At 36.3% G+C, this 19,818-nt stretch carries 19 protein-coding genes and 1 tRNA gene; 8 read left to right on the top strand and 12 right to left on the bottom strand.

The window, feature by feature from the left end:
- Positions 1-189 precede the first annotated feature (189 nt).
- The 5 genes from CGC52_RS05035 to CGC52_RS05015 all read left to right on the top strand — a co-directional run bounded on the left by CGC52_RS05035 (position 190) and on the right by CGC52_RS05015 (position 4,911).
- Positions 190-1,671 carry a right-handed parallel beta-helix repeat-containing protein gene (locus CGC52_RS05035; RefSeq protein WP_232751845.1) on the top strand — a complete coding sequence of 494 codons (1,482 nt, stop codon included), beginning with the start codon at positions 190-192 and terminating at the stop codon, positions 1,669-1,671.
- Between the two features lie 109 nt (positions 1,672-1,780).
- Complete coding sequence (locus tag CGC52_RS05030; RefSeq protein ID WP_095893620.1) at positions 1,781-2,683, top strand: hypothetical protein; 903 nt, start codon at positions 1,781-1,783, stop codon at positions 2,681-2,683.
- 18 nt (positions 2,684-2,701) lie between these two features.
- Positions 2,702-3,382 (top strand): hypothetical protein, encoded by a 681-nt coding sequence (locus CGC52_RS05025; RefSeq protein WP_095893619.1) that lies wholly within the window; start codon positions 2,702-2,704, stop codon positions 3,380-3,382.
- Positions 3,383-3,411: 29 nt separating this feature from the next.
- Positions 3,412-3,987, top strand: a complete 576-nt coding sequence (locus CGC52_RS05020; protein ID WP_042006835.1) for a hypothetical protein — start codon at positions 3,412-3,414, stop codon at positions 3,985-3,987.
- Between the two features lie 57 nt (positions 3,988-4,044).
- Positions 4,045-4,911 carry a right-handed parallel beta-helix repeat-containing protein gene (locus CGC52_RS05015; protein ID WP_095893618.1) on the top strand — a complete coding sequence of 289 codons (867 nt, stop codon included), beginning with the start codon at positions 4,045-4,047 and terminating at the stop codon, positions 4,909-4,911.
- A 195-nt stretch (positions 4,912-5,106) separates the two neighbouring features.
- Here the strand turns inward: CGC52_RS05015 and CGC52_RS05010 are convergent, their stop codons facing one another.
- The 12 genes from CGC52_RS05010 to CGC52_RS11210 form a co-directional block, all read right to left on the bottom strand.
- The gene (locus CGC52_RS05010) at positions 5,107-5,706 is read right to left on the bottom strand and encodes an SCO family protein (protein ID WP_231549982.1); all 600 of its coding nucleotides are present in this window, start codon (positions 5,704-5,706) and stop codon (positions 5,107-5,109) included.
- A gap of 326 nt (positions 5,707-6,032) precedes the next feature.
- On the bottom strand, positions 6,033-6,410 hold the full coding sequence (locus CGC52_RS05005) for a methylglyoxal synthase (protein ID WP_042006831.1): 378 nt from the start codon (positions 6,408-6,410) through the stop codon (positions 6,033-6,035).
- A 118-nt stretch (positions 6,411-6,528) separates the two neighbouring features.
- Positions 6,529-7,749, bottom strand: coding sequence for a GTPase HflX (hflX, locus tag CGC52_RS05000; protein ID WP_042347659.1), 1,221 nt, complete (start codon positions 7,747-7,749; stop codon positions 6,529-6,531).
- A 112-nt stretch (positions 7,750-7,861) separates the two neighbouring features.
- Positions 7,862-8,740 (bottom strand): TIGR01777 family oxidoreductase, encoded by an 879-nt coding sequence (locus tag CGC52_RS04995; RefSeq protein ID WP_255395920.1) that lies wholly within the window; start codon positions 8,738-8,740, stop codon positions 7,862-7,864.
- A 285-nt stretch (positions 8,741-9,025) separates the two neighbouring features.
- Positions 9,026-9,098, bottom strand: a tRNA-Phe gene (locus CGC52_RS04990).
- A 135-nt stretch (positions 9,099-9,233) separates the two neighbouring features.
- A complete protein-coding gene (locus CGC52_RS04985) occupies positions 9,234-9,863 on the bottom strand; it encodes a TatD family hydrolase (protein WP_095894456.1) in 630 nt (209 codons plus the stop codon).
- A gap of 36 nt (positions 9,864-9,899) precedes the next feature.
- Positions 9,900-10,352 (bottom strand): D-aminoacyl-tRNA deacylase, encoded by a 453-nt coding sequence (gene dtd / locus CGC52_RS04980; protein WP_042006824.1) that lies wholly within the window; start codon positions 10,350-10,352, stop codon positions 9,900-9,902.
- A gap of 127 nt (positions 10,353-10,479) precedes the next feature.
- The gene (locus CGC52_RS04975) at positions 10,480-11,040 is read right to left on the bottom strand and encodes a hypothetical protein (RefSeq protein WP_095893616.1); all 561 of its coding nucleotides are present in this window, start codon (positions 11,038-11,040) and stop codon (positions 10,480-10,482) included.
- Positions 11,041-11,100: 60 nt separating this feature from the next.
- Positions 11,101-12,354 carry a TlpA disulfide reductase family protein gene (locus CGC52_RS04970; protein WP_198540574.1) on the bottom strand — a complete coding sequence of 418 codons (1,254 nt, stop codon included), beginning with the start codon at positions 12,352-12,354 and terminating at the stop codon, positions 11,101-11,103.
- 99 nt (positions 12,355-12,453) lie between these two features.
- Complete coding sequence (aspS, locus tag CGC52_RS04965) at positions 12,454-14,202, bottom strand: aspartate--tRNA ligase (protein WP_095893614.1); 1,749 nt, start codon at positions 14,200-14,202, stop codon at positions 12,454-12,456.
- A gap of 163 nt (positions 14,203-14,365) precedes the next feature.
- The gene (locus CGC52_RS04960) at positions 14,366-14,893 is read right to left on the bottom strand and encodes a hypothetical protein (protein WP_232751843.1); all 528 of its coding nucleotides are present in this window, start codon (positions 14,891-14,893) and stop codon (positions 14,366-14,368) included.
- Between the two features lie 483 nt (positions 14,894-15,376).
- Positions 15,377-15,610, bottom strand: coding sequence for a hypothetical protein (locus CGC52_RS11210; RefSeq protein WP_157909001.1), 234 nt, complete (start codon positions 15,608-15,610; stop codon positions 15,377-15,379).
- A 908-nt stretch (positions 15,611-16,518) separates the two neighbouring features.
- Here CGC52_RS11210 and CGC52_RS04950 point away from each other — a divergent pair.
- From CGC52_RS04950 to CGC52_RS04940, 3 genes are all read left to right on the top strand, one after another.
- Entirely contained in the window at positions 16,519-17,367 is an 849-nt protein-coding gene (locus CGC52_RS04950) for a mechanosensitive ion channel family protein (protein WP_095893612.1), read from the top strand.
- 177 nt (positions 17,368-17,544) lie between these two features.
- A complete protein-coding gene (gene galE, locus CGC52_RS04945) occupies positions 17,545-18,567 on the top strand; it encodes a UDP-glucose 4-epimerase GalE (RefSeq protein ID WP_042006809.1) in 1,023 nt (340 codons plus the stop codon).
- Between the two features lie 291 nt (positions 18,568-18,858).
- Positions 18,859-19,815 (top strand): type IX secretion system membrane protein PorP/SprF, encoded by a 957-nt coding sequence (locus CGC52_RS04940; RefSeq protein ID WP_042343096.1) that lies wholly within the window; start codon positions 18,859-18,861, stop codon positions 19,813-19,815.
- The last annotated feature ends 3 nt before the right edge of the window (positions 19,816-19,818 follow it).

Genomic DNA, 19,818 nt, shown 5'->3' with positions numbered 1-19,818 from the left:
AGCTAACCCTACTGTTACTGGGTTACTATTAAGGCTTTGATATCTCTAACAGTTTTTCTACAAGAACAACACATGCAACGGGTGTTGCTTATTAAAACTGTAAAACAAGATTACAAGAAATAGCAACAGTTTTGTCTTCAATTGCTGTTTTTTTGGACTTGAAAAAAAGAAAACTTTTAAATATAAATAATGATGAAAAATTGCATTTATTCTTTGACAATGGTGCTTCTACTGGGAATATTAGTACCTGCACAAGCACAGGTTTTGGATCGTCTGGCTAAAAAAGTTAACAGCAAGATAGACAATCAGGCGAGTAAAACAACTGACAGAAATAGAACTAGTACTACTCCTGGAAAAACCTATTACGTGAGTGCTACTAAGGGTAGCGTACGTGCCGATGGACTTAGTAAAGACAAACCGCTGAAAGACTTACAAAAAGCCATTGATTTGGCTGAGGAAGGCGATGTTATTTTAGTAGCCGAAGGTAATTACTTAGGCAATATGGACAGAGGTTACATCGAATGTGGAAAATTCGGTAACGGTGCCGATAACGGAAAATTCTTGAAGTTCTACGGCGGGTATTCCTCTGATTTTTCTGAGCGTAATCCAGTAAAATATATTACCAAAATTCAGCCCAATGCCTCCATACCCAAAGGAATCGGTTCGGCTTTGTTTCACATTACGGCACGTCGTGCTTATGGCGACAAACGTCCGGCAGGTGAGGTAGTGGTTGACGGATTTACTTTTGACGGAGGTGAGTACATTCTCTACTACAAACCCGATGTAAAAGACCCACGCACCGGAACGCCCAACACCGAAGTAGAAACCGGAATGCTCGTTCACCCTGACGCTTTGGCAGGAAATGCTATGGGCGTAAATAAACACGATTGGCGTGCGCTACATCTTACCGTTGAGGGCAATGTAAAGGTGCAAAACTGTGTGTTTGTCAATTGTCGGAATTTCGGATTGCAAGGCGGAATGGGAGCAGGGCATATTGAAGTGAGTAATAACGTTTTTGTTGCCAATCGTTATGCGGCTTGTGAAATATGGGGAACATTGGCAGCAGGTAGAGAGGGCGAAATTTCGTTTGATTTTCATCATAATACGGTACTTTTCAGTTGGCCTATTACCAAAGAGTTTGAAACGATGGGGCAAGGCTTCCGTTTTATGAATGGTATCCGTACTATCAATGTGTATAACAATATTTTTGCTTTCAATTCGCGTTGTGGCGTGGAACGTTGCCGATATGAAAATAAAAAAGAACTCGAAAAACTCAAACAGAGTAATCTTTATGATAATTATTTCTTAGGTAATATGTACGATCTTGAAATATGCGACAGCTCTCGACCGATCAATGTACCTGCATCACGTATTGAAGAGGCGGAAGAAATCGGGCCAAAATACGAAGGTAATAAAGAAATGCCTTTCAATGAGGCTTTTATTGCTGCCATTGATGCACCATACTTAAAAGGTTTTACAGGACTAAAAATATCAACTACAGAAAGTTATGATGCTAATTCTTCGGCAAATCAACTAAATCGCTTTTTAGGATTAAATCAGCAAGGAACGAGCACTACCCGCGTAACGATGTTTGCTAACAGATATCCGTGGCAAAAAGCCCGAAATTTATTTGGTGTAGTCAAAGGATACGGAGCGCAAGAAATTAAGTAGTAGGTATTAGCAGTTAGCAAATCGCAATTAGCATTTGTAACTTGGTTCTTGTTTCTTTATCCTTTTGAACTTTATTATTTATTCTTCACATTTTAAAATTTAAGAAAAAATGAAAACGATTAGCTATTTTTTGGTAGCAGTGCTCTTGCTAGGAGCTTGTAAAAATACCAAAAGTAATAACGAAACAGAAAGTGTATCAACAGATGAACAAACACTCATACAAACATTGAAAGAACAGCTCATCGCCTCGGACAATCCTTTGGAGCGTATTAAAATAAATGTGCAGATTGCCGATTTGCAATTTAAAAACGCAAGTGAGGAAGACAAACAAAAGTTGTATTATGATATGACTACGTTTAATTGGGTGGAGTTGGACAGAATCAATGAAAAAGAATCCGAATATTTGGAAAGCTATTACAGTTATCGGTTCGATGATGAAGGCGAAGCCCGAGAGCCTCACGATTCCATCAAACAAAAAGAGAAACCTTATTTAGATGCAGGTTTGGTGTTTAAAGAGCTTGGTGAGGGGTTGGTAGAGATTGATTTTCCCGAAGATTTTTACAGTAAATATGAGAAACAATTATCGGAGGATTATCAGGAATATTTGCGTTTGGAGCGAGATGCTACAAACATTGCTCCTGATGCGGTTTTGATACTTGCTTGGGAGGATATCGCCGATTTGATTGTGCGTTACGAGGCTTATGCTGAAAAATATCCTCAAAATATTGGTCTTTTCAAAATGTTAGCAGGAAACTATGAGTTTTTGCAACAAGCGTTTGTTACTGGTACCGACAATACCCTGATTGTTGACGAAAACGGACAGCTTCTGTCGGAACTCAAAACCGAATGGTTACGTTTTAGCAAGGCTTACCCCAAAAGTCCTACCACTAAACTCATACAAATTGCTTTGGCAGAAAAGCAATATGCAGAACCGCACATATATACATTGATAGAAAAAATTAATAAAGCTCAATCGGCTTCCGATGACCCGTATATGAGCAATAAGCAGTAATTTTTAAACCTCTTAAAAATGAAACAAATAATATTAAAAATCAGCATAATTCTTTTTTCGGTGTTGCTTATTGCTTGTAAAAATCAGAGTGCAAAATCGAAAGATACTTTATCGGCATCAGAGGAGCAAAAAGTATCGCTTCCTGAGTTGAAAGCCGGTGAGGAAAACGTATTTGAAAACAATCTTTTCCGATTGGTCGATGGCGGAACTGTAGAAACTTCGGACGGAATTTATAATACATTGAAAGTACAACCCAAAAATAGTAGTATCGCCACCTTTGAAATAGAAGGAACCGTTTTAACTTTTGAAGGTGTAGTTGGCAGTACTTTATTGGTAAGTGAAGGTACTGGAACCGTGGGATTACTTACACTTTTCGACCTTACTTCGGGAAAGGAAATCCTTCAAATAGAAAATTTTACAAGTGATGAGCTTTCGGTAGAAAATGACAACGCGTTTTATTACTACGCCTATGATCAAGATTTACCGACAGTGGCGTGGAGTGAAGCCAAAAAGGTTTGGGAGCCTGTAAATAAGGTGCCTAAAACACTTTTAGAAAGTCAAGAGCTTAAAGACGTTGCAGAAAATAACGAAAATCTTTTTGAAGGAATGCCAATGATGGCAAAACAAAAGATACGTGTTGATATTCAGCAGAAAAAAATAATTCCACTGAATGAATATAAATGGCTCTATATTGAATAACAATAATTTTTACTTCTAAATTGAAAGATATGAAACGATTATTGTCAATTTGGATTATGGTGCTGTTCGCTGTGCAACCTATATTCGGACAAGCTACGGCACAAAAGTTCAAGAAAACATATAAAAATCAGAATGAAAGCAATGTAGCTTGGTTTGCCACTTATGTAGATGACCCTGACACTAATGGTACGAATTTACGAGAAACACCCGGCGGAAAGGTAGGTAAAGTGATTCATCCGAGTTTGGAGGAATCAAGAGTTTTCACAGTTTCCTTATTGGAATCGTGGGAAGGGTGGTTTCGCATTGGTCAAGAAATAGAAATTTTGGACGAAGATACCCTTGTGTTGGGTAAATCTCTGTGGATTCACGGTTCATTACTGAAAGCAAGTACCACCAATTACGATGGAGAAGTACTTTCATTTTACCAAAAACCCGACCGTAAAAGTAAGGTGGTTTTTACAGTCAATACCGAAGTTAGTGTGTCCTTTGTTGCAATTGAACAAGGTTGGGCGAAAGTAAAATACGTTTCACCAACCCAAAAGGTGTACGTTGGGTGGATTCCCATAGAACAATTATGTGGCAACTTTGTAACGAATTGCTCGTAATGTGAAAAAGATTACTTATTTAACTTGCGAAATTAACCATTTAAAAAATAGATAACGATGAAAACCTTATTTTATATTTTTATTTCCATTTTAATGATTTCATTTTCAGGGTGTGGACAAAAAAAGACTCAAAAACAAGATACCGAAGAGATGAGTGCTGATGAAAATGCAACTATTGAAATGAAAGTTGTTCGGGTGAGCAACGCCAAAGAGTTTGTTAATGCATTGGCGTCCCACACTGAAATTATCATCGCCGAAGGTAGCCATATCGACCTTACTCAATATATTGAAGCAGTTGTTGACGGCTCCGAGCAGCTGAATTATCGTGAACAAGAAAGTAGCTATTTCGAAATTGAAGAAATTGGTGATGGGCATCAGTTGGTAATTTATGATATGGAAAACTTAATCATCAGAGGAGAAGGGAAAACGCCTATTCCTGTACAAGTTGCGCCAATGTATAGCTTTGTGTTTTCTTTTAAGGGAGGAACTAATATTCACATTGAAAACCTTGATGCCGGACATACCGAAGGCGGATACTGCGATGGTGGTGTTTTTCAATTTGTGAATTGTAGTAATGTCACCATTCATAAAACGATTATGTACGGAAGCGGAACCGAAGGTATTCAAGCGATAGACTCGTACGATTTGAAATGCACCGAATCTGTTATTAAAGAATGCACTTACAGTATTATGACTTTGGATAATATTTTCAATGCTGTTTTTGAAGATTGTAAGTTTCATAATAACAAAGAATTCACCTTGGTAAATGTTCGAAATTCTAATAACGTACAGTTTAATCGTTGCCATTTCTATGATAATGAAGGTACTTTGTTCGATTTGGGCAACCAAATAACACTGAAAGATTGCCAAATTGACCATCCAAAATCAAAATTAGGTGATATGGGAAGCTGTATTGTAGAGTGATAAGATATATTGCTTAGTAGCAACATTCCATAAAGAGGCAAATGAACTATAATTAACAAAAGGCTTCAACAAAATTTTAGTAAATTGTTGAAGCCTCTATTGGCTAAAAATCGAAAAGTAATTCATAATCACGAGAAATACGATTTTTAGTTTAGTTCTAAAAGTAGTATGTAAGAAGAAATTAATTTCGTTAAGCTATTCAATAAGGGATTTGATATCCTCAATAAGCATTTTAACTTGACTATCATTCAACCCGTTGTAGTAAATAATAGGCTTTCCATCCTTTCCTTTTCTTGAAACAATATTCCCATGCTGATCAATCAAAGCAAATAATCCTGAATGCTCAAAACGGTGGATATCCCCTGCCACTTCTTCAACATGCAAGTTGAAACCTTTGTTTGACAAGTCATAAATAGCATCTACTTCACCTGTAAGAAAATGCCAATTTGCACTGGTAGCACCTTTCTTTTGGGCGTATGCTTTTAACACCTCTGGCGTGTCCTCTTCTGGATTAATTGAAAAGGAAGCAAATCCAACGTTTTTATCTTTTAACTCATTTTGAATTTTAACCATATTGTTTGTCATTACAGGACATATGGTTGGGCAATCGGTAAAGAAAAAATCGACGACATAAACCATTCCTGCGTAGGTTTCGTTGTTAATAGTTTGGTTGTTTTGATTAGTAAATGTAAAACTAGGAGCCTTTCCAATAGTTACAATTTCTGGTTTTTCTTTTGTTTGGCAAGCAATCATCCCTAACAGAAGAAATAAAGCATAGATTCCTCTCATTTTCATAAATACGTCTATAATTGTTTTATTCTATTTCTCTTACAGATGGAAAAAGTGTAAATTCGCGCAAAGGTACGAAAAATATTTGGTTTTGATTATAAAATTTGCGGTAATTTTTGCCCATCATATTCAATTGGTAAGTGTGATTTTATTGTTGTATTTTTTGGATGAGCTTTACCGCAGTACTATTCTCCTTATTTTCATATAGTTCTGCGGTAGCTATCCGTGGACAGGAATCTTTTTCAGAAGTTTGAAAGAAGTTTTAATTATGGTTCCATTCCTACTGTTCATTCACTTTGTATTCTTCTGGGAAGCGGTATATTACCTTTTGCCTATTCGCTCTTTTCGGCCAATCCTTTAAGAACCAGTTCAGCAGTGGCAGGATTCGTTGCAATTGGAATATTGTGAACATCGCAAATACGCATTAGCATCAAAATGTCGGGTTCGTGTGGATGTTTATCCAAAGGGTCGCGGAAGAAGAATACTCCCTGTACCTTACCTTCCACAATTTGAGCAGCGATTTGAGCATCTCCTCCCTTGGGGCCAGAGAGTACTTTTTCTACCTGTAATCCTGCATTTTGAGCATGTTGCCCTGTAGTTCCTGTAGCAATGATTTGAATGTTTGCTGAGTGCAAGGTTGTTAAATTTTTCATCAAAAAGGACACCATTTCGGCCTTTTTCCCATCGTGTGCAATGACTGCTAATTTCATATAGTTATGTTTTAAACGTTAAACATCGTATTTAATGGAGAACTTTTCAATAATCAAGATTTCCAACGTTCACTACTGCAAATAATGGCGAAAATACATATCCATTTTTTTTCGTAGTTTATTCATCTTCAGAAATTTCTACAAATTCAGGATATAAAAAGTTGTTGTAAGGAAAACGCGTAATGTGGATTTCTCGCACTTTAGCATATACTTTTTCCCTAAATTCAGCCAAATTATCCTTGTTTAGAGCAGAAATGAACAGCACATCGTCACCTACTTTGTTCATCCATGTCTGTTTCCAGTCCTCCAAGGTGAAATGTTTTTTGGTGAATTCCGTGGTTAGGTCATCATCAGCAATACTTTCATGCGTGTAAGCATCTATTTTATTAAAGACCATGATAGTAGGTTTATCAGCACTTTCAATTTCTGTCAAAATTTGATTTACAGACTGTATGTGTTCCTCAAAATTAGGATGTGAAATATCCACAATATGTAGCAACAAATCTGCTTCACGTACTTCATCTAAGGTACTTTTGAACGATTCAATGAGTTGCGTTGGCAATTTGCGAATAAATCCAACAGTATCGCTCAATAAGAAAGGTAAGTTACCAATCACCACCTTACGGACAGTGGTATCCAAGGTTGCAAACAATTTATTTTCTGCAAAAACTTCACTTTTGCTAATCACATTCATCAAAGTTGATTTTCCAACATTGGTATATCCAATCAACGCCACACGAACCAATGCTCCACGATTGCTACGTTGCACAGCCATTTGACGATCTATAGATGACAGCTTTTTCTTCAAAAGAGCAATCCTGTCTCGTACTATACGGCGGTCTGTTTCAATTTCCGTTTCTCCTGGTCCACGCATCCCGATACCTCCTCTCTGACGTTCCAAGTGCGTCCAAAGACCTGTTAGTCGTGGTAAAAGATATTGATATTGAGCAAGTTCTACTTGAGTTCGTGAATAACTTGTTTGAGCCCGTTGTGCGAAAATATCCAAAATAAGCCCAGTACGGTCTAATATCTTTGCTTTCAGAATACGCTCAATATTTTTCTGTTGTGCAGGAGAAAGTTCGTCGTCAAAAATAACGGTTCCTACTCCGTTTTCTTCAACAAATAACTGCACTTCTTCCATTTTTCCTGTTCCGATAAACGTCTTAGGATTTGGTACATCCAAGCGTTGAGTGAATCGTTTTAGCACCTCGCCTCCAGCTGTATAGGTCAAAAACTCCAACTCATCCAAATATTCTTTTGATTTCTCTTCGTCCTGCGTTTGATTAATAATACCCACCAACACTACCTTTTCGTAGTTTAGGTTCATTTGTTCCAACATATCGTTTTAGTATCGAATTTTCTGCAAAAATAGGAAGAATATTTTTTAAAAAAACCGATTTTATTGAAAAATCGGAGAAATAAGCGTAGGGAAACATTTATAAGCTAGATTTCTAGCTCAAATTATGTTTTAAAGAAGCTAGTAATGTTTTAAACTGAAAATCATAGCCTAATTTTTCAAGCCTTTCGGCACGAATCCGACTTCCTTGAAGTAACAAGACGGAGGCTTCTCCAAACAAACACTGAATCAAGTATTTAGGTAAAGGAGGAAATATAATTTTACGACCAACGACTGTTGCTAATGAGTGCGTAAAATTCTTATTACTAATATGTTCGGGAGCAACAATATTAAAAACTCCAGAAGCGTTTTTTTCTTCCAATAGAAATTGAGTAACATCCACTAAATCAGCAATATCAATCCAAGGAATGTATTGTTTACCATTGCCCAATACAGCCCCTAAACCTATTTTGGTTATGGGTAACATTTTCGATAAAATTCCACCATTTTTGCTGATAATTACACCTAACCTCAACTTTAAAACTCTGTCAGACAATATGTTAAATCTATCAGCCACTGCTTCCCATTGCTGACAGACATCACTGAGGAAATCATTTCCTTTTGGGCTGTTTTCTGTGTATATATTTTCTGTGGTTTTTGTACCGTAATAGCCTACTGCAGAGGCAGAAATGAACGTTTTCAGTCGTATGCGATGTTTCTTAAGAGCGTTTAAAAGAATTTCAGCTGATTGAACTCGGCTGTCCAATATCTCTTGCTTACGGCTTTTTGTCCATCGTTTTTCTCCAATAGAAGCACCTGCCAAATGGACGATATGTTGCACCCCGTCAAACGCCCTTTCATCGATAAAACCTGAAGAAATATCCCAACGATAATGGTTCGGTTTATTTGCTTTCCGACTGAGAAAACGAACTTCATAACTCATTTTCAAAACCTTACAAAGTTCTTTGGCAAACATTCCGTTACCTCCCGTGATTAAAATAAGGAAAGTGTTGTAAAAAGTATGATACCTTTAATAAAGTGGATATTTCTGTCAGGCTGAGCGTAGTCGAAGCCTCGTAATTACAGGGCTTCGACTACGCTCAGCCTGACAATCAAAACTACCATCATACTTTTTATAACACAACCAAAATAAGTTCTTTGGACATAAAAGAGACGTTTTTGCGGTTTGTGTAAAAACAAAAACCACAGTTTAAACTGTGGTTTTTGCAATTCCTAATCCTTAAAAATATGAAAAATTTCCTCTATGAAGAAGATCTCGTGGTACCTCCAGGAATCGAACCAGGGACACAAGGATTTTCAGTCCTTTGCTCTACCAACTGAGCTAAGGTACCAGTTGTTTTTCTTTTGCGTTGCAAATATAGAACCTTTTTTCAAACTGACAAAATATTTATTAAAAATATTTTGTTTTTTTTTATGCTTTCTTATATAATAGTATGAAAAACAAGTGTTTGTAAAAAAAATATTTTTTACATCATAATTCCTATCTTCGGATAATCAAACTGAATTTGAACCAAACCTCGCAGTTGTTTTGCCTTTTGATATATTTCAGCGATATCCAACCCTGAGTCGTCGGTTTCAAGAAAATAACTACCTTCGGGAATAGATTTGAATACTTCCTGAACAGTAATATTAGTCAATAAGGATTTTCCAAATGAAAGTTTGATATTTTCGTTAATTAAAGTTGTAGCAACAGCTTGATTTTTGTTGAAACCGTGCAAAATCCATGGTTGCTGTGGTTGATATTTCTTTTTTAAGGAAATCAACTCACTATACGCTTTCACGCAGTGAATGATGAGAGGTTTTTTAACCTCTTCCGAAAGGAGTATATGTCGTTCAAAAATAGTTTGTTGCAGAGACAAAGGATATTTGACATTTCGGTCTAATCCACATTCTCCAATTGCTGCACAATGTTCATACTTCACTTTTTTGGTTACCGTTTCCCATTGCGATTGCCAGTCATCTTCCGAAAAATACCACGGATGTATGCCTACGGAGAAAAAACCTTCTTTGTTTATTGAAAACGGTAATTCGTTACGAATCACGATATTCCCAGAAGAGGATTCGTTATGAGTGTGTATGTCAAATAAAAGATTCAAAGTTTTAGAATTTAAAAGTTGCACTAATTGCCTTTTTTACTCTTTATTCTTCGTATCAACAATAATTGTGACAGGTCCATCATTGCATAGACTCACTTGCATATCGGCTCCAAAAACACCTGTGCCTATAGTTTTCCCTAAATCCGATGTAAGTTGTTCAACAAATTGTTCATAAAGAGGCACAGAGATTATAGGTTTTGCAGCTTTGATATAGCTTGGTCGGTTGCCTTTTTTAGTAGAAGCATGTAGCGTGAATTGTGAAACTGTAATAATTTCACCATCAATATCTTTTACCGACAGGTTCATCACCCCATTTTGGTCATCGAAAATACGCATATTGACAATTTTTGCCGAAAGCCATTGCACATCCTCCAAGGTGTCGCTATCTTCAATACCTACTAAAATCAATAACCCTTGTCCAATAGATGAAACGGATTGATTACTAACGCTTACGGATGCGTTAGATACACGTTGAATAACTGCTCTCATAACTGCCTTTTAGAAGATTTTAATTTTTTGGAACATAAGTTCTCAAGACGATAAGGAACATAACTCACACACCAATAATTAGTTAACATTTTTCCGCCTATTTTTATCAGTAAAAAATAAAGTTTCACTACAAATTATAATTTACTCCAAAGGATAAGCTCATCAAATCGGGGTAACCAGGCACAAAGGACATCGTCAAATCGAATCGCTCATTTAAAGCGTATTTGTATTCAAATTCTCCACCATACCACAAAAACAAATATTGCCAACGACTTTCCTTGCTCCCTTTAAATACGTTCGGATTATGATAGCCCTCTAATTTTTGCCAATTCTTACGAAATACTAAAGTAGGACCTAAACCTCCTGATAATTTGTGTCTTTGAATTTCAAAAATCCTAAAGCGAATTCCAATATGCGAAAACCCACCGAACTGAACCGCACAATCAGCATAAACCCCTTGTGCAAATTTGATACTTATACCCTCATAAACAAATTTTTCAGCAGAAATAATCGCCCCCAAATTCAGAACAAAATAGGCATTCTTATCTAATTTATTAGGCATTAAATGGGCATTTTGCCTTTCTCCCAACGGATGAAAACTCAAACCAAAGAATTTTATTCCAATATTATCCTGTCCTAAACATCGAGATGAAATTAATATTACTAAAACTAGAAGGTATTTTTTCATTTCAACCTGATATGCAACTCCTCGAGTTATGCGGAGTCAATCTTTACTCCGACAGTTGCTTTAATTTTTATCTAATCGCTTTTCTAATTCTTTTCTAACTTCTTCGGCTGTAGGGTCAATTGCAATGATTATTCCTTTTTCGTCAATGAGAAAAACACCACCCGCTTTATTTTGCATTCCGTACTTCTGCCAAATTTTATTTTGTTTGTCTAACTCAACCAATTGTAACCAATCCCATTTTTCTTTCTCTAAAAATTGAGTTAACCTATCCGTATTTTTAAACTCTCCGGCAACTCCCACCATTGTGAAACCCTTGTCTTTGTATGCTTCATAAATGGGAATCATCATACGAGTAGTAGCAATACAAGGTCCGCACCAAGTAGCCCAAAAATCTAATAGTGTTATTTTTCCTTGAATAACTTTTGATAGTTGTACTTGCTTTCCATTTAGGTCAGGAGCTGTAAAATCAACGAATTTTTGCCCAACTTTAATATTTTCAAGAGAGGCAACCAATTCGGCAACCAATTTATTATATGGATGGTTCGGATTGGCTTTTGCTAGTTTTTTTGCAACTCTTTTGCTATAAGAAATATCCATTTGCTCCCTTTTATACATTAAGTCTTTCAAAAGAAATGAGTAAGCAATCAAGTTCGGGTTTTTCTCAATATACTCCTGACGATATGCTTTAGCTTTCTCATTTAGAGGCTTTAACCTATCATTAAGCTTTTTAGCCTCAGGGCTAAGATGTTTATCAGCTTTTGTTAAGGCTTCAATTTTTTCGTAGATAAGTTTTTTCTCAACACCTGTTTTATCGTCTAATTGCTTGTACAACTCTTCCACCTCTTTACTATGATACAAATCATTTTCATATAAAACATCCAAACTATCTATAATCGGTTGGAAGAGATGTTCAAACTTACGATTGAAATCATCCGTATACTTTTTATGCTCAGCATTCAACTTGCCTCCTCTTACAATGTTTTTGTTGAATTTTTCTTCATCATAAAGCGTGAGATGTATCTCTTCATTTTCCAAAAACAATTCCATAATACTTCCACTTCCTTTTTTACGAATCTCACTGAAATAAAGTTCTACAGCTTCTGGAAATTCTAATTGAGATTCATAATAAAACTTCCCATTCTTTACAGGAATTTCTATAACAGCATCTGTAAATACAGATTGTGTGGGTTTTGCCAACAAAATAGATTCAGTTTCTGCCCCAACAACTTCTCCCGAAAGCTTTAACTTTTTCTGTGCATACATTTCTTTGAAAGAAAATAAAGTTGTCAGCACAATGAATAGTAATGTTCTCATTTTTATCATAGTTTTAAGATGTTAGCAAATCTAATGATTTTCAATGAAAAAGAAAAACATTGCTAAAAATTCTTCTATCTTTCAGCAATGTTTTTTATGTTAATTATTCAACCTGATATGCAGTTCATCAAGCTGTGTGGAGTCAATCGGTGAAGGTGCGTCAATCATTACATCGCGTCCCGAATTGTTTTTCGGGAAGGCTATAAAATCGCGGATAGTTTCTTGTCCGCCCAAAATGGCAACCAATCTATCAAACCCAAAAGCCAAGCCTCCGTGTGGCGGTGCTCCGTATTTAAAGGCGTTCATCAAGAAGCCAAATTGAGCCTCTGCTTGTTCAGGTGTAAAGCCTAACAACTCAAACATCTTCGCCTGTAATTCTTTATTGAAAATTCGGATAGAACCACCGCCTATTTCGTTTCCGTTCAGCACCAAATCATATGCGTTGGCACGTACCGCAGCCGGATTGGTATTAAGCAAGGGAATATCTTCCGGTTTTGGAGATGTAAACGGGTGATGCATTGCAAAAAATCGATTCTCTTCTTCGTTGAACTCCAACAATGGGAAATCTACTACCCATAGCGGAGCAAATTCGTCCGCTTTGCGTAAGCCCAAACGCTCGGCAAGTTCCATACGCAAGGCTGAAAGTTGCCCACGCACCTTGTCGGCTTTTCCTGAGAGAATACAGATAAGGTCTCCTGCCTTTGCCTCAGTGCGTTCCGCCCATTTTTGGAGGTCTTCTTCGCTGTAGAATTTATCCACCGACGATTTGAAGCTACCATCATCATTGCATTTAACATACACCATACCTGAAGCTCCCACCTGTGGGCGTTTTACCCATTCGATTAAAGCATCAATTTCCTTACGTGTGTAGCTGTTAGCCCCTGGAACGGCAATCCCTACCACCAATTCCGCTTCGTTAAATACTTTAAAATCTTTATGTTGTGCAATATCGTTAAGCTCACCGAACTTCATTCCAAAACGGATATCGGGTTTGTCGTTTCCGTAGGTTTTCATCGCTTCGGCATAGGTCATTCGTGGGAATTTCTCAATAGAAATACCTTTTACTTCCTTCAACAGATGTTTGGTAAGTCCCTCAAAGGTATTGATAATATCTTCTTGCTCCACGAACGACATTTCGCAGTCGATTTGGGTAAATTCTGGCTGTCTGTCAGCACGTAAATCCTCATCGCGGAAGCATTTTACTATCTGAAAATATTTGTCTAATCCGCCGACCATCAAAAGTTGCTTGAACGTTTGTGGCGACTGCGGAAGGGCGTAAAATTCTCCCTCGTTCATACGACTTGGCACCACAAAATCCCTCGCTCCCTCAGGGGTTGATTTTATCAGCACAGGTGTTTCCACCTCAATAAATCCTTCTTTAGAAAGATAATTCCTCACTTGCATCGCTACCTCGTGACGGAAAATCAAATTGTTGCGAACTGGCGTACGACGAATATCCAAATATCTGTATTTCATACGAATATCCTCCCCGCCATCAGTATTATCTTCAATGGTAAAAGGAGGAAGTTCGGATTTGTTCAACACAACTAATCCCGAAACTAAAATTTCGATTTCTCCAGTAGGGATGTTCGCATTTTTCGATTCACGCTCAATGACTTTTCCCTTAATTTGAATAACATCTTCACGTGAAAGTGACTGAGCTTTTTCAAAAACACTTTTTTCAGTACGTTCCTCATCAAAAATTAATTGCGTGATTCCGTAGCGATCGCGGATATCCACCCAAACCATAAAACCTTTATTGCGGATTTTTTGTACCCAACCACTGAGAGTGATTTCTTTATTTACGTCCGTCAGGCGAAGCTCGCCACAAGTATGTGTTCTGTACATAGCTTACTTTTTTTTGCAAAAATAAATATTTATAGGGAATATAAGCTATGAATTTTACAAATTTCTTTTACCTTATATTTATGATACTCTTCAAATATAGGAAAAACTTGTCTGTCATTTTCATACGTAAAAATTTGTCCTTCACTACTTCTTGTTTTGTTTTTTAGCCATAACACCGAATTTTTCGGAGCTTCAATGCGTTTTTAACTTGATTTTTTATTGGAATTGCCACACGGTTTTTGCCAAAGTATTCAGTTGCAAAATCTACGAAATAATAAAAACCTTCGGTTTTCATATAATCAGAAAGGATATTGCAGGCTTCAACAACGTCTGTTCCTTTGTAAAGAGAATCTAAAATAGGATTGTATTTTTCGTAATAGGCTTTACAGCAATTTGTTAAAGGCTCTTCCGCAATACAATAAGGTAAAATTAACTCGCAAAAATCGTCAAATGAAAGGTGTTTGTTCCAAGGTTTTTCTTGCCAAACTTTGAAGGCATAATCAATGTTTTCGATAAGCATTTCTGCTTTGATTTCTTTAATATCTTGCTTGATGATAGGTTGTGAAGTTTGTAGAAACCGAATACCTTTCTGACGTTCTTTTTCTGTTAGATTTCTTTTTTGAAAGATGTTTGAAAGTAAAATTTTGACACTATTGATTTCAGCACTCACTTGATAGTGATAATACGGCATATTTTCAATCAAAAACACCACAGATTTATATTTTAAACTGTCATTTTCATAGTGACTCAGCACTTTTTCAAGTTCTACGCGGTTGTTTTTGGCTTGTTGTAAAGCAAGGTCTAATTTTGTGGGATAGTATCTAAAATCATTATTTTAACGAAAAGAAGAGGCTGTCCGAAAAGTCAAATTTTAAGATTTTCACAAAGATTAAGTTACTGAAAATCAGGGTTTTATTTTTGGTGTTTTGCCCAAACTGAATCTTTTCGGACAGTCTCCTCTTGCTTTTTGAGCTATTTTTTTACCTTGTAATTTTCATAAATCACAACCCCAACCACACAAAGAAATCCAAAGATGGTTACGGGAATAGAGAAAGCTAAGGTCTCCTTATCAAAAAAAGGTAATTTCTGTTGGACAGAAAAAAACAAATTCATCAAAGGAAAAAAAATAGCACGTATCCAATCGAATATAGTAGAATTTTCTTTTTCATAACAACTAACAATTACTGCTTCTATAATATGCCCAAGCGGAGGCAGCTCCTGATTCAATAGCGACACCTATCAAAGCAGGTATAGCCAGTGTTCCTCCTGAACCAACAGCTACTCCTGCACTTATAATAAAACCAACTGATGCAGACATTCCATCCGCTTCGAGTACATCAGATAGACATCTTCTCCATTTGTCATCATCTCCTGCCGATTCTGAATTTGAGTTTTCTGAATTTGACATATAAACTATTCTTTTTAAAGTGTTTTTATAATACGCATACTGTCCCTGTCCGCCCAATTTTTTAAAACTATTATCTTGTTGCAAACCAAGACAAATAGTATTTTTTCTTTTCACTGATTTTGCCGTATAAGGAAACAACCTAACAGTTCGACTGTCTATTTTCATTCATCCCAAATGAAAATATAAATCCTTCCTTATGTTATGTGTCTTTGATTAGTTCGTTTTGAAATCCACTACAAAGTTCTTTCGAAAATTTTAAAAAGTCAACATTGTTTTTTCGAAAAGTTTTCATTAATTTTGTATTTCATCGATTTAATATCGTTTTCATTTCTTCTTGCATTTCAAACACTGCCATAGAGGGTATTTTTATAGGTTTTTGCAATAAAATATTAGCGGAGGTGATGTAAAAAGTATGATGCCTTAAAAAAGAAAGTGTCTTTGTCAGGCTGAGCGTAGTCGAAAGCCCTATAATTACAAGGCTTCGACTACGCTCAGCCTGACAATCAGGACTTTCATCATACTTTTTATAACACGACCATATTAGCTTGTTGTTTTGCTTTTTCTAAATCGCCTTTCTCTTCATACATTTTCGCTAACAAATCCAATAGCAATTAACCTTGAAAAAGGAGTAGGATTGAAAAAACTTCCAGTAATGGAAAAATCAGAGTGAAAGGATTTGAAAATTCCAAAATATTGACCAAAACCATAATACCAAAATAAAAATTCCTGTGAAGAAATGTTTTTGTGTGTTTTCCATCGAAATACGTATTAGAAACTTCATACAAAAATACAAAATAAAATTATCTGTTCAAAAGTAAAAAACACAAAAAAATCCCCATTCTTATTACAGAAATCCTCAATTTTTACTACTTTTGTAAACTGAAAAATACACACTAAACTAACAAACAATGGAACACTTCACAGCACAAGATTTTGAAAAATTACTAAAAGAATGGATTACCAGTTTAATTGATTTCATCCCTACGTTGATAGGAGCAATTGTCTTTTTTATTGTTGGAAAATACGCTATAAGACTAATAATGAAGCTACTAAAACGGGTGATGGAACGTAGAGAATTGGACTCCTCCCTTCAAATTTTCCTTACCCAGTTAGTGCGTTGGGTGTCGTATATTGCTTTGTTTCTCATTATAATACAAATAATAGGAATCCCAGCCACACAGTTTTTTGCTATTCTGGCGAGTGCGGGGGTTGCTATTGGTTTAGCACTACAAGGTTCTTTGTCAAATTTCGCGGGGGGAATCATGATTCTGATTTTGAAACCTTTTCGCATAGGGGATAACATTGAAGCCAAAAATGAACGAGGCACTGTAAAAAGTATAGGACTTTTCTATACAACGCTTAATAAATTTAATAATGAAGAAGTTATTATTCCCAATGGACCTTTGTTTGGCGATAGCATTATCAATTTCAGTCGAGAGGACAAACGACGTGTAAAGGTAATGGTAGGTATTGGATATGATTCTGATTTACAAAAAGCTAAGGAAATTTTGCTAAACATAGTCTCCCAAGACAAACGTGCATTTGACACCCCAGCTCCCGTAGTTTTTGTGGAGGAACTGGCTGATAGCTCTGTGAATATCTCTCTACGATACTGGTGTAACAACGATGATTATTGGAACTGTTACTTTGAAACAATCGAACAAATTAAGCTCCGCTTTGATGAAGAAGGTATCGAAATTCCGTTCCCACAACGAGTCTTAAATATCAGAAACGAAGGGAATGGTCAAAATCTATAATTTTTCGGCGTAAAATTTCTAAAAAAACTGTACCTTTGTTGAACGTTTGTAAAGTGATTCGAAATCAGGGAACAATCTGAGGAAGCGGACATATTAGCTACTACGTGTAACACGGTAGAAATAATTAGGAATTCTATAAGAACAGAAGAATATAAACATAAAAAATGTAAAAAATATATGAAAATCGTAGTAACAGGCGGACTTGGATTCATCGGTTCGCATACAGTTGTAGAGTTGCAAAATTCGGGTTTTGAAGTGGTTATTATTGATAATTTATCAAATTCATCGGAAGACGTACTTCCACGAATCGTAAATATCACAGGTAAAAAGCCTATTTTTGAAAAATTTGACCTACGAGATAAAAACGCTGTGATTGACTTCTTTAAGCGTCATCAAGATGTGTCTGGGATGATTCACTTTGCAGCATCCAAGGCGGTGGGCGAAAGTGTTGAAAATCCGTTGTTGTACTATGAAAACAATTTGAGTACGCTTGTGTATTTACTACAAGAGTTAACCAAACTCAAAAAAGCACATTTCATATTCAGTTCATCTTGTACCGTTTACGGTCAAGCTGATGAGCTTCCGATTACTGAAAATGCCCCTGTAAAAAAAGCAGAATCACCTTACGGGAACACCAAACAAATTGGAGAAGAAATCATTTCCGACACATGCAAAGTTACCCCAAATCTACACGCTATTTCGTTGCGTTATTTCAACCCCATAGGAGCTCACCCATCAGCTGAAATAGGAGAACTACCTATTGGTGTGCCACAAAACTTAGTTCCTTTTATTACACAAACAGGTATTGGCCTTCGTGAAAAACTATCTGTTTTTGGTGACGATTATCCAACTCCAGATGGTACTTGCATACGCGATTACATCCACGTGGTAGACTTGGCAAAAGCTCACGTGGTGGCTCTACAACGCTTGTTGGAAGGCAAAAACACTGAAAATTACGAAGTTTTCAACGTTGGAACAGGAACAGGAAGCAGCGTTTTGGAAGTAATCAATAGTTTTGAGCGAGTTTCAGGCGAGAAACTGAATTATCAAATCGTGGGCAGACGTGCAGGTGATATCACCGCTGCTTACGCCAATACCGATAAGGCAAACAATATATTAGGCTGGAAATCAAAATCTACATTAGACGAAGCTATGGCTTCTGCTTGGAAATGGGAAAAGAAAGTTAGAGGAAAAGAATAAAATCCTTTTAAATAAAAAATAGAAAAAAATAGGAAAAGGAGCCTCTTTTCCTATTTTTTAGTTTAAATAATTGATAGTCAATATTTTAATACATAAATTTATTCTAACATAAAACCTTTTTAAAATGTTAAAATAGAGATGATATGTTAAATATATGCATTAAAATGAAAAAAAAATAGGATAAGAAAAAAAAAGTAAAGATATTTGTCCAAAATTCTAATTTCTCTAATTAGAAACACATCCCTATCTTAAGTTATATGGATGCAATTGTATTTTAAATTTTTATCAGCAATGAAAAAAATCCTATTATTTGTTTTTATGGTTATTGCTACGGGAGGGAAAATCCTTTCACAGGAGTTGCACCTGCCTCAAATGAACCAATATTTAGCAGACAGTGAGTTTTTAGTTACATCAACCTATGCAGGGATTGGCGACTTTATTAAGTTGCGTTTCAGTGGTGTTTCTCAATGGGTAGGAGTAAAAAATGCACCTGATTATCAATCGCTTTCTGGAGATCTTCGTATTGGAGAGCGAAGCGGAGCAGGTTTAATTCTCTATAACGACAAAAACGGGAATACACGCCAAATGGGAGCAAAAGGTAGTTTTGCTCATCACCTAACATTGGATCGCTACGAGAATCATTTCATTTCATTTGGTATATCCTATGCCTTGAACTCTTTCCGCATTGATATTGACAAGTTTGATACAACAAGTGGTATCGACCCGTCGGTAACAAATAATCGTTCACGAATCAATCACAACTTTGACGTTGGGGTCTTATATCGTTACAAAGGGTGGTTTGCAAGTTTGAATGCATTGAATATCTTAAACAAAGATGTTGATATTTTTGCTACCAATGAACCAAAAGGATTGCGTAACTACACAGTTTACGCAGGATATTTGTATAAAATGGAAAGAAATGGCTCTTTTGAAATCGAGCCGTCAACGTTCATTCAATACTATGAAAGTGACGGACGTTCATCAACCGATTTGAATCTCAAACTTCGTTGGAGAAATATGGAAGACTACTATTGGGTGGGTGCGAACTATCGTTTCTTGAATGATCAGATTCTGGCTCCTCTCAACGTAGGACCTATGGCAGGTTTAAAAAGAGGATATTTCTATTTCGCTTATTCTTACCAAGTGACTTTAAATGAGTTAATTAAATATAATTCTGGGACGCATGTATTGACCATTGGTCTTGACTTATTCCAAGGAATTAGTAACTGTAAGTGTACGCATCGATAAACC

Source organism: Capnocytophaga sp. H2931 (assembly GCF_002302535.1).
Taxonomy (GTDB): Bacteria; Bacteroidota; Bacteroidia; order Flavobacteriales; family Flavobacteriaceae; genus Capnocytophaga; species Capnocytophaga canis.
This window is presented reverse-complemented; position numbering and strand designations above follow the sequence as displayed.

Coding starts and splice junctions, on each gene's coding strand:
- aspS (WP_095893614.1), bottom strand. CDS start 14,202: ATGTACAGAACACATACTTGTGGCGAGCTTCGCCTGACGGACGTAAAT.
- CGC52_RS05015 (WP_095893618.1), top strand. CDS start 4,045: ATGAAAACCTTATTTTATATTTTTATTTCCATTTTAATGATTTCATTT.
- CGC52_RS05020 (WP_042006835.1), top strand. CDS start 3,412: ATGAAACGATTATTGTCAATTTGGATTATGGTGCTGTTCGCTGTGCAA.
- galE (WP_042006809.1), top strand. CDS start 17,545: ATGAAAATCGTAGTAACAGGCGGACTTGGATTCATCGGTTCGCATACA.
- CGC52_RS04950 (WP_095893612.1), top strand. CDS start 16,519: ATGGAACACTTCACAGCACAAGATTTTGAAAAATTACTAAAAGAATGG.
- CGC52_RS04975 (WP_095893616.1), bottom strand. CDS start 11,040: ATGAAAAAATACCTTCTAGTTTTAGTAATATTAATTTCATCTCGATGT.
- CGC52_RS05030 (WP_095893620.1), top strand. CDS start 1,781: ATGAAAACGATTAGCTATTTTTTGGTAGCAGTGCTCTTGCTAGGAGCT.
- CGC52_RS04960 (WP_232751843.1), bottom strand. CDS start 14,893: ATGCCGTATTATCACTATCAAGTGAGTGCTGAAATCAATAGTGTCAAA.
- CGC52_RS04940 (WP_042343096.1), top strand. CDS start 18,859: ATGAAAAAAATCCTATTATTTGTTTTTATGGTTATTGCTACGGGAGGG.
- CGC52_RS05025 (WP_095893619.1), top strand. CDS start 2,702: ATGAAACAAATAATATTAAAAATCAGCATAATTCTTTTTTCGGTGTTG.
- dtd (WP_042006824.1), bottom strand. CDS start 10,352: ATGAGAGCAGTTATTCAACGTGTATCTAACGCATCCGTAAGCGTTAGT.
- CGC52_RS05035 (WP_232751845.1), top strand. CDS start 190: ATGATGAAAAATTGCATTTATTCTTTGACAATGGTGCTTCTACTGGGA.
- hflX (WP_042347659.1), bottom strand. CDS start 7,749: ATGTTGGAACAAATGAACCTAAACTACGAAAAGGTAGTGTTGGTGGGT.
- CGC52_RS04970 (WP_198540574.1), bottom strand. CDS start 12,354: ATGAGAACATTACTATTCATTGTGCTGACAACTTTATTTTCTTTCAAA.
- CGC52_RS05010 (WP_231549982.1), bottom strand. CDS start 5,706: ATGAAAATGAGAGGAATCTATGCTTTATTTCTTCTGTTAGGGATGATT.
- CGC52_RS05005 (WP_042006831.1), bottom strand. CDS start 6,410: ATGAAATTAGCAGTCATTGCACACGATGGGAAAAAGGCCGAAATGGTG.
- CGC52_RS11210 (WP_157909001.1), bottom strand. CDS start 15,610: ATGTCAAATTCAGAAAACTCAAATTCAGAATCGGCAGGAGATGATGAC.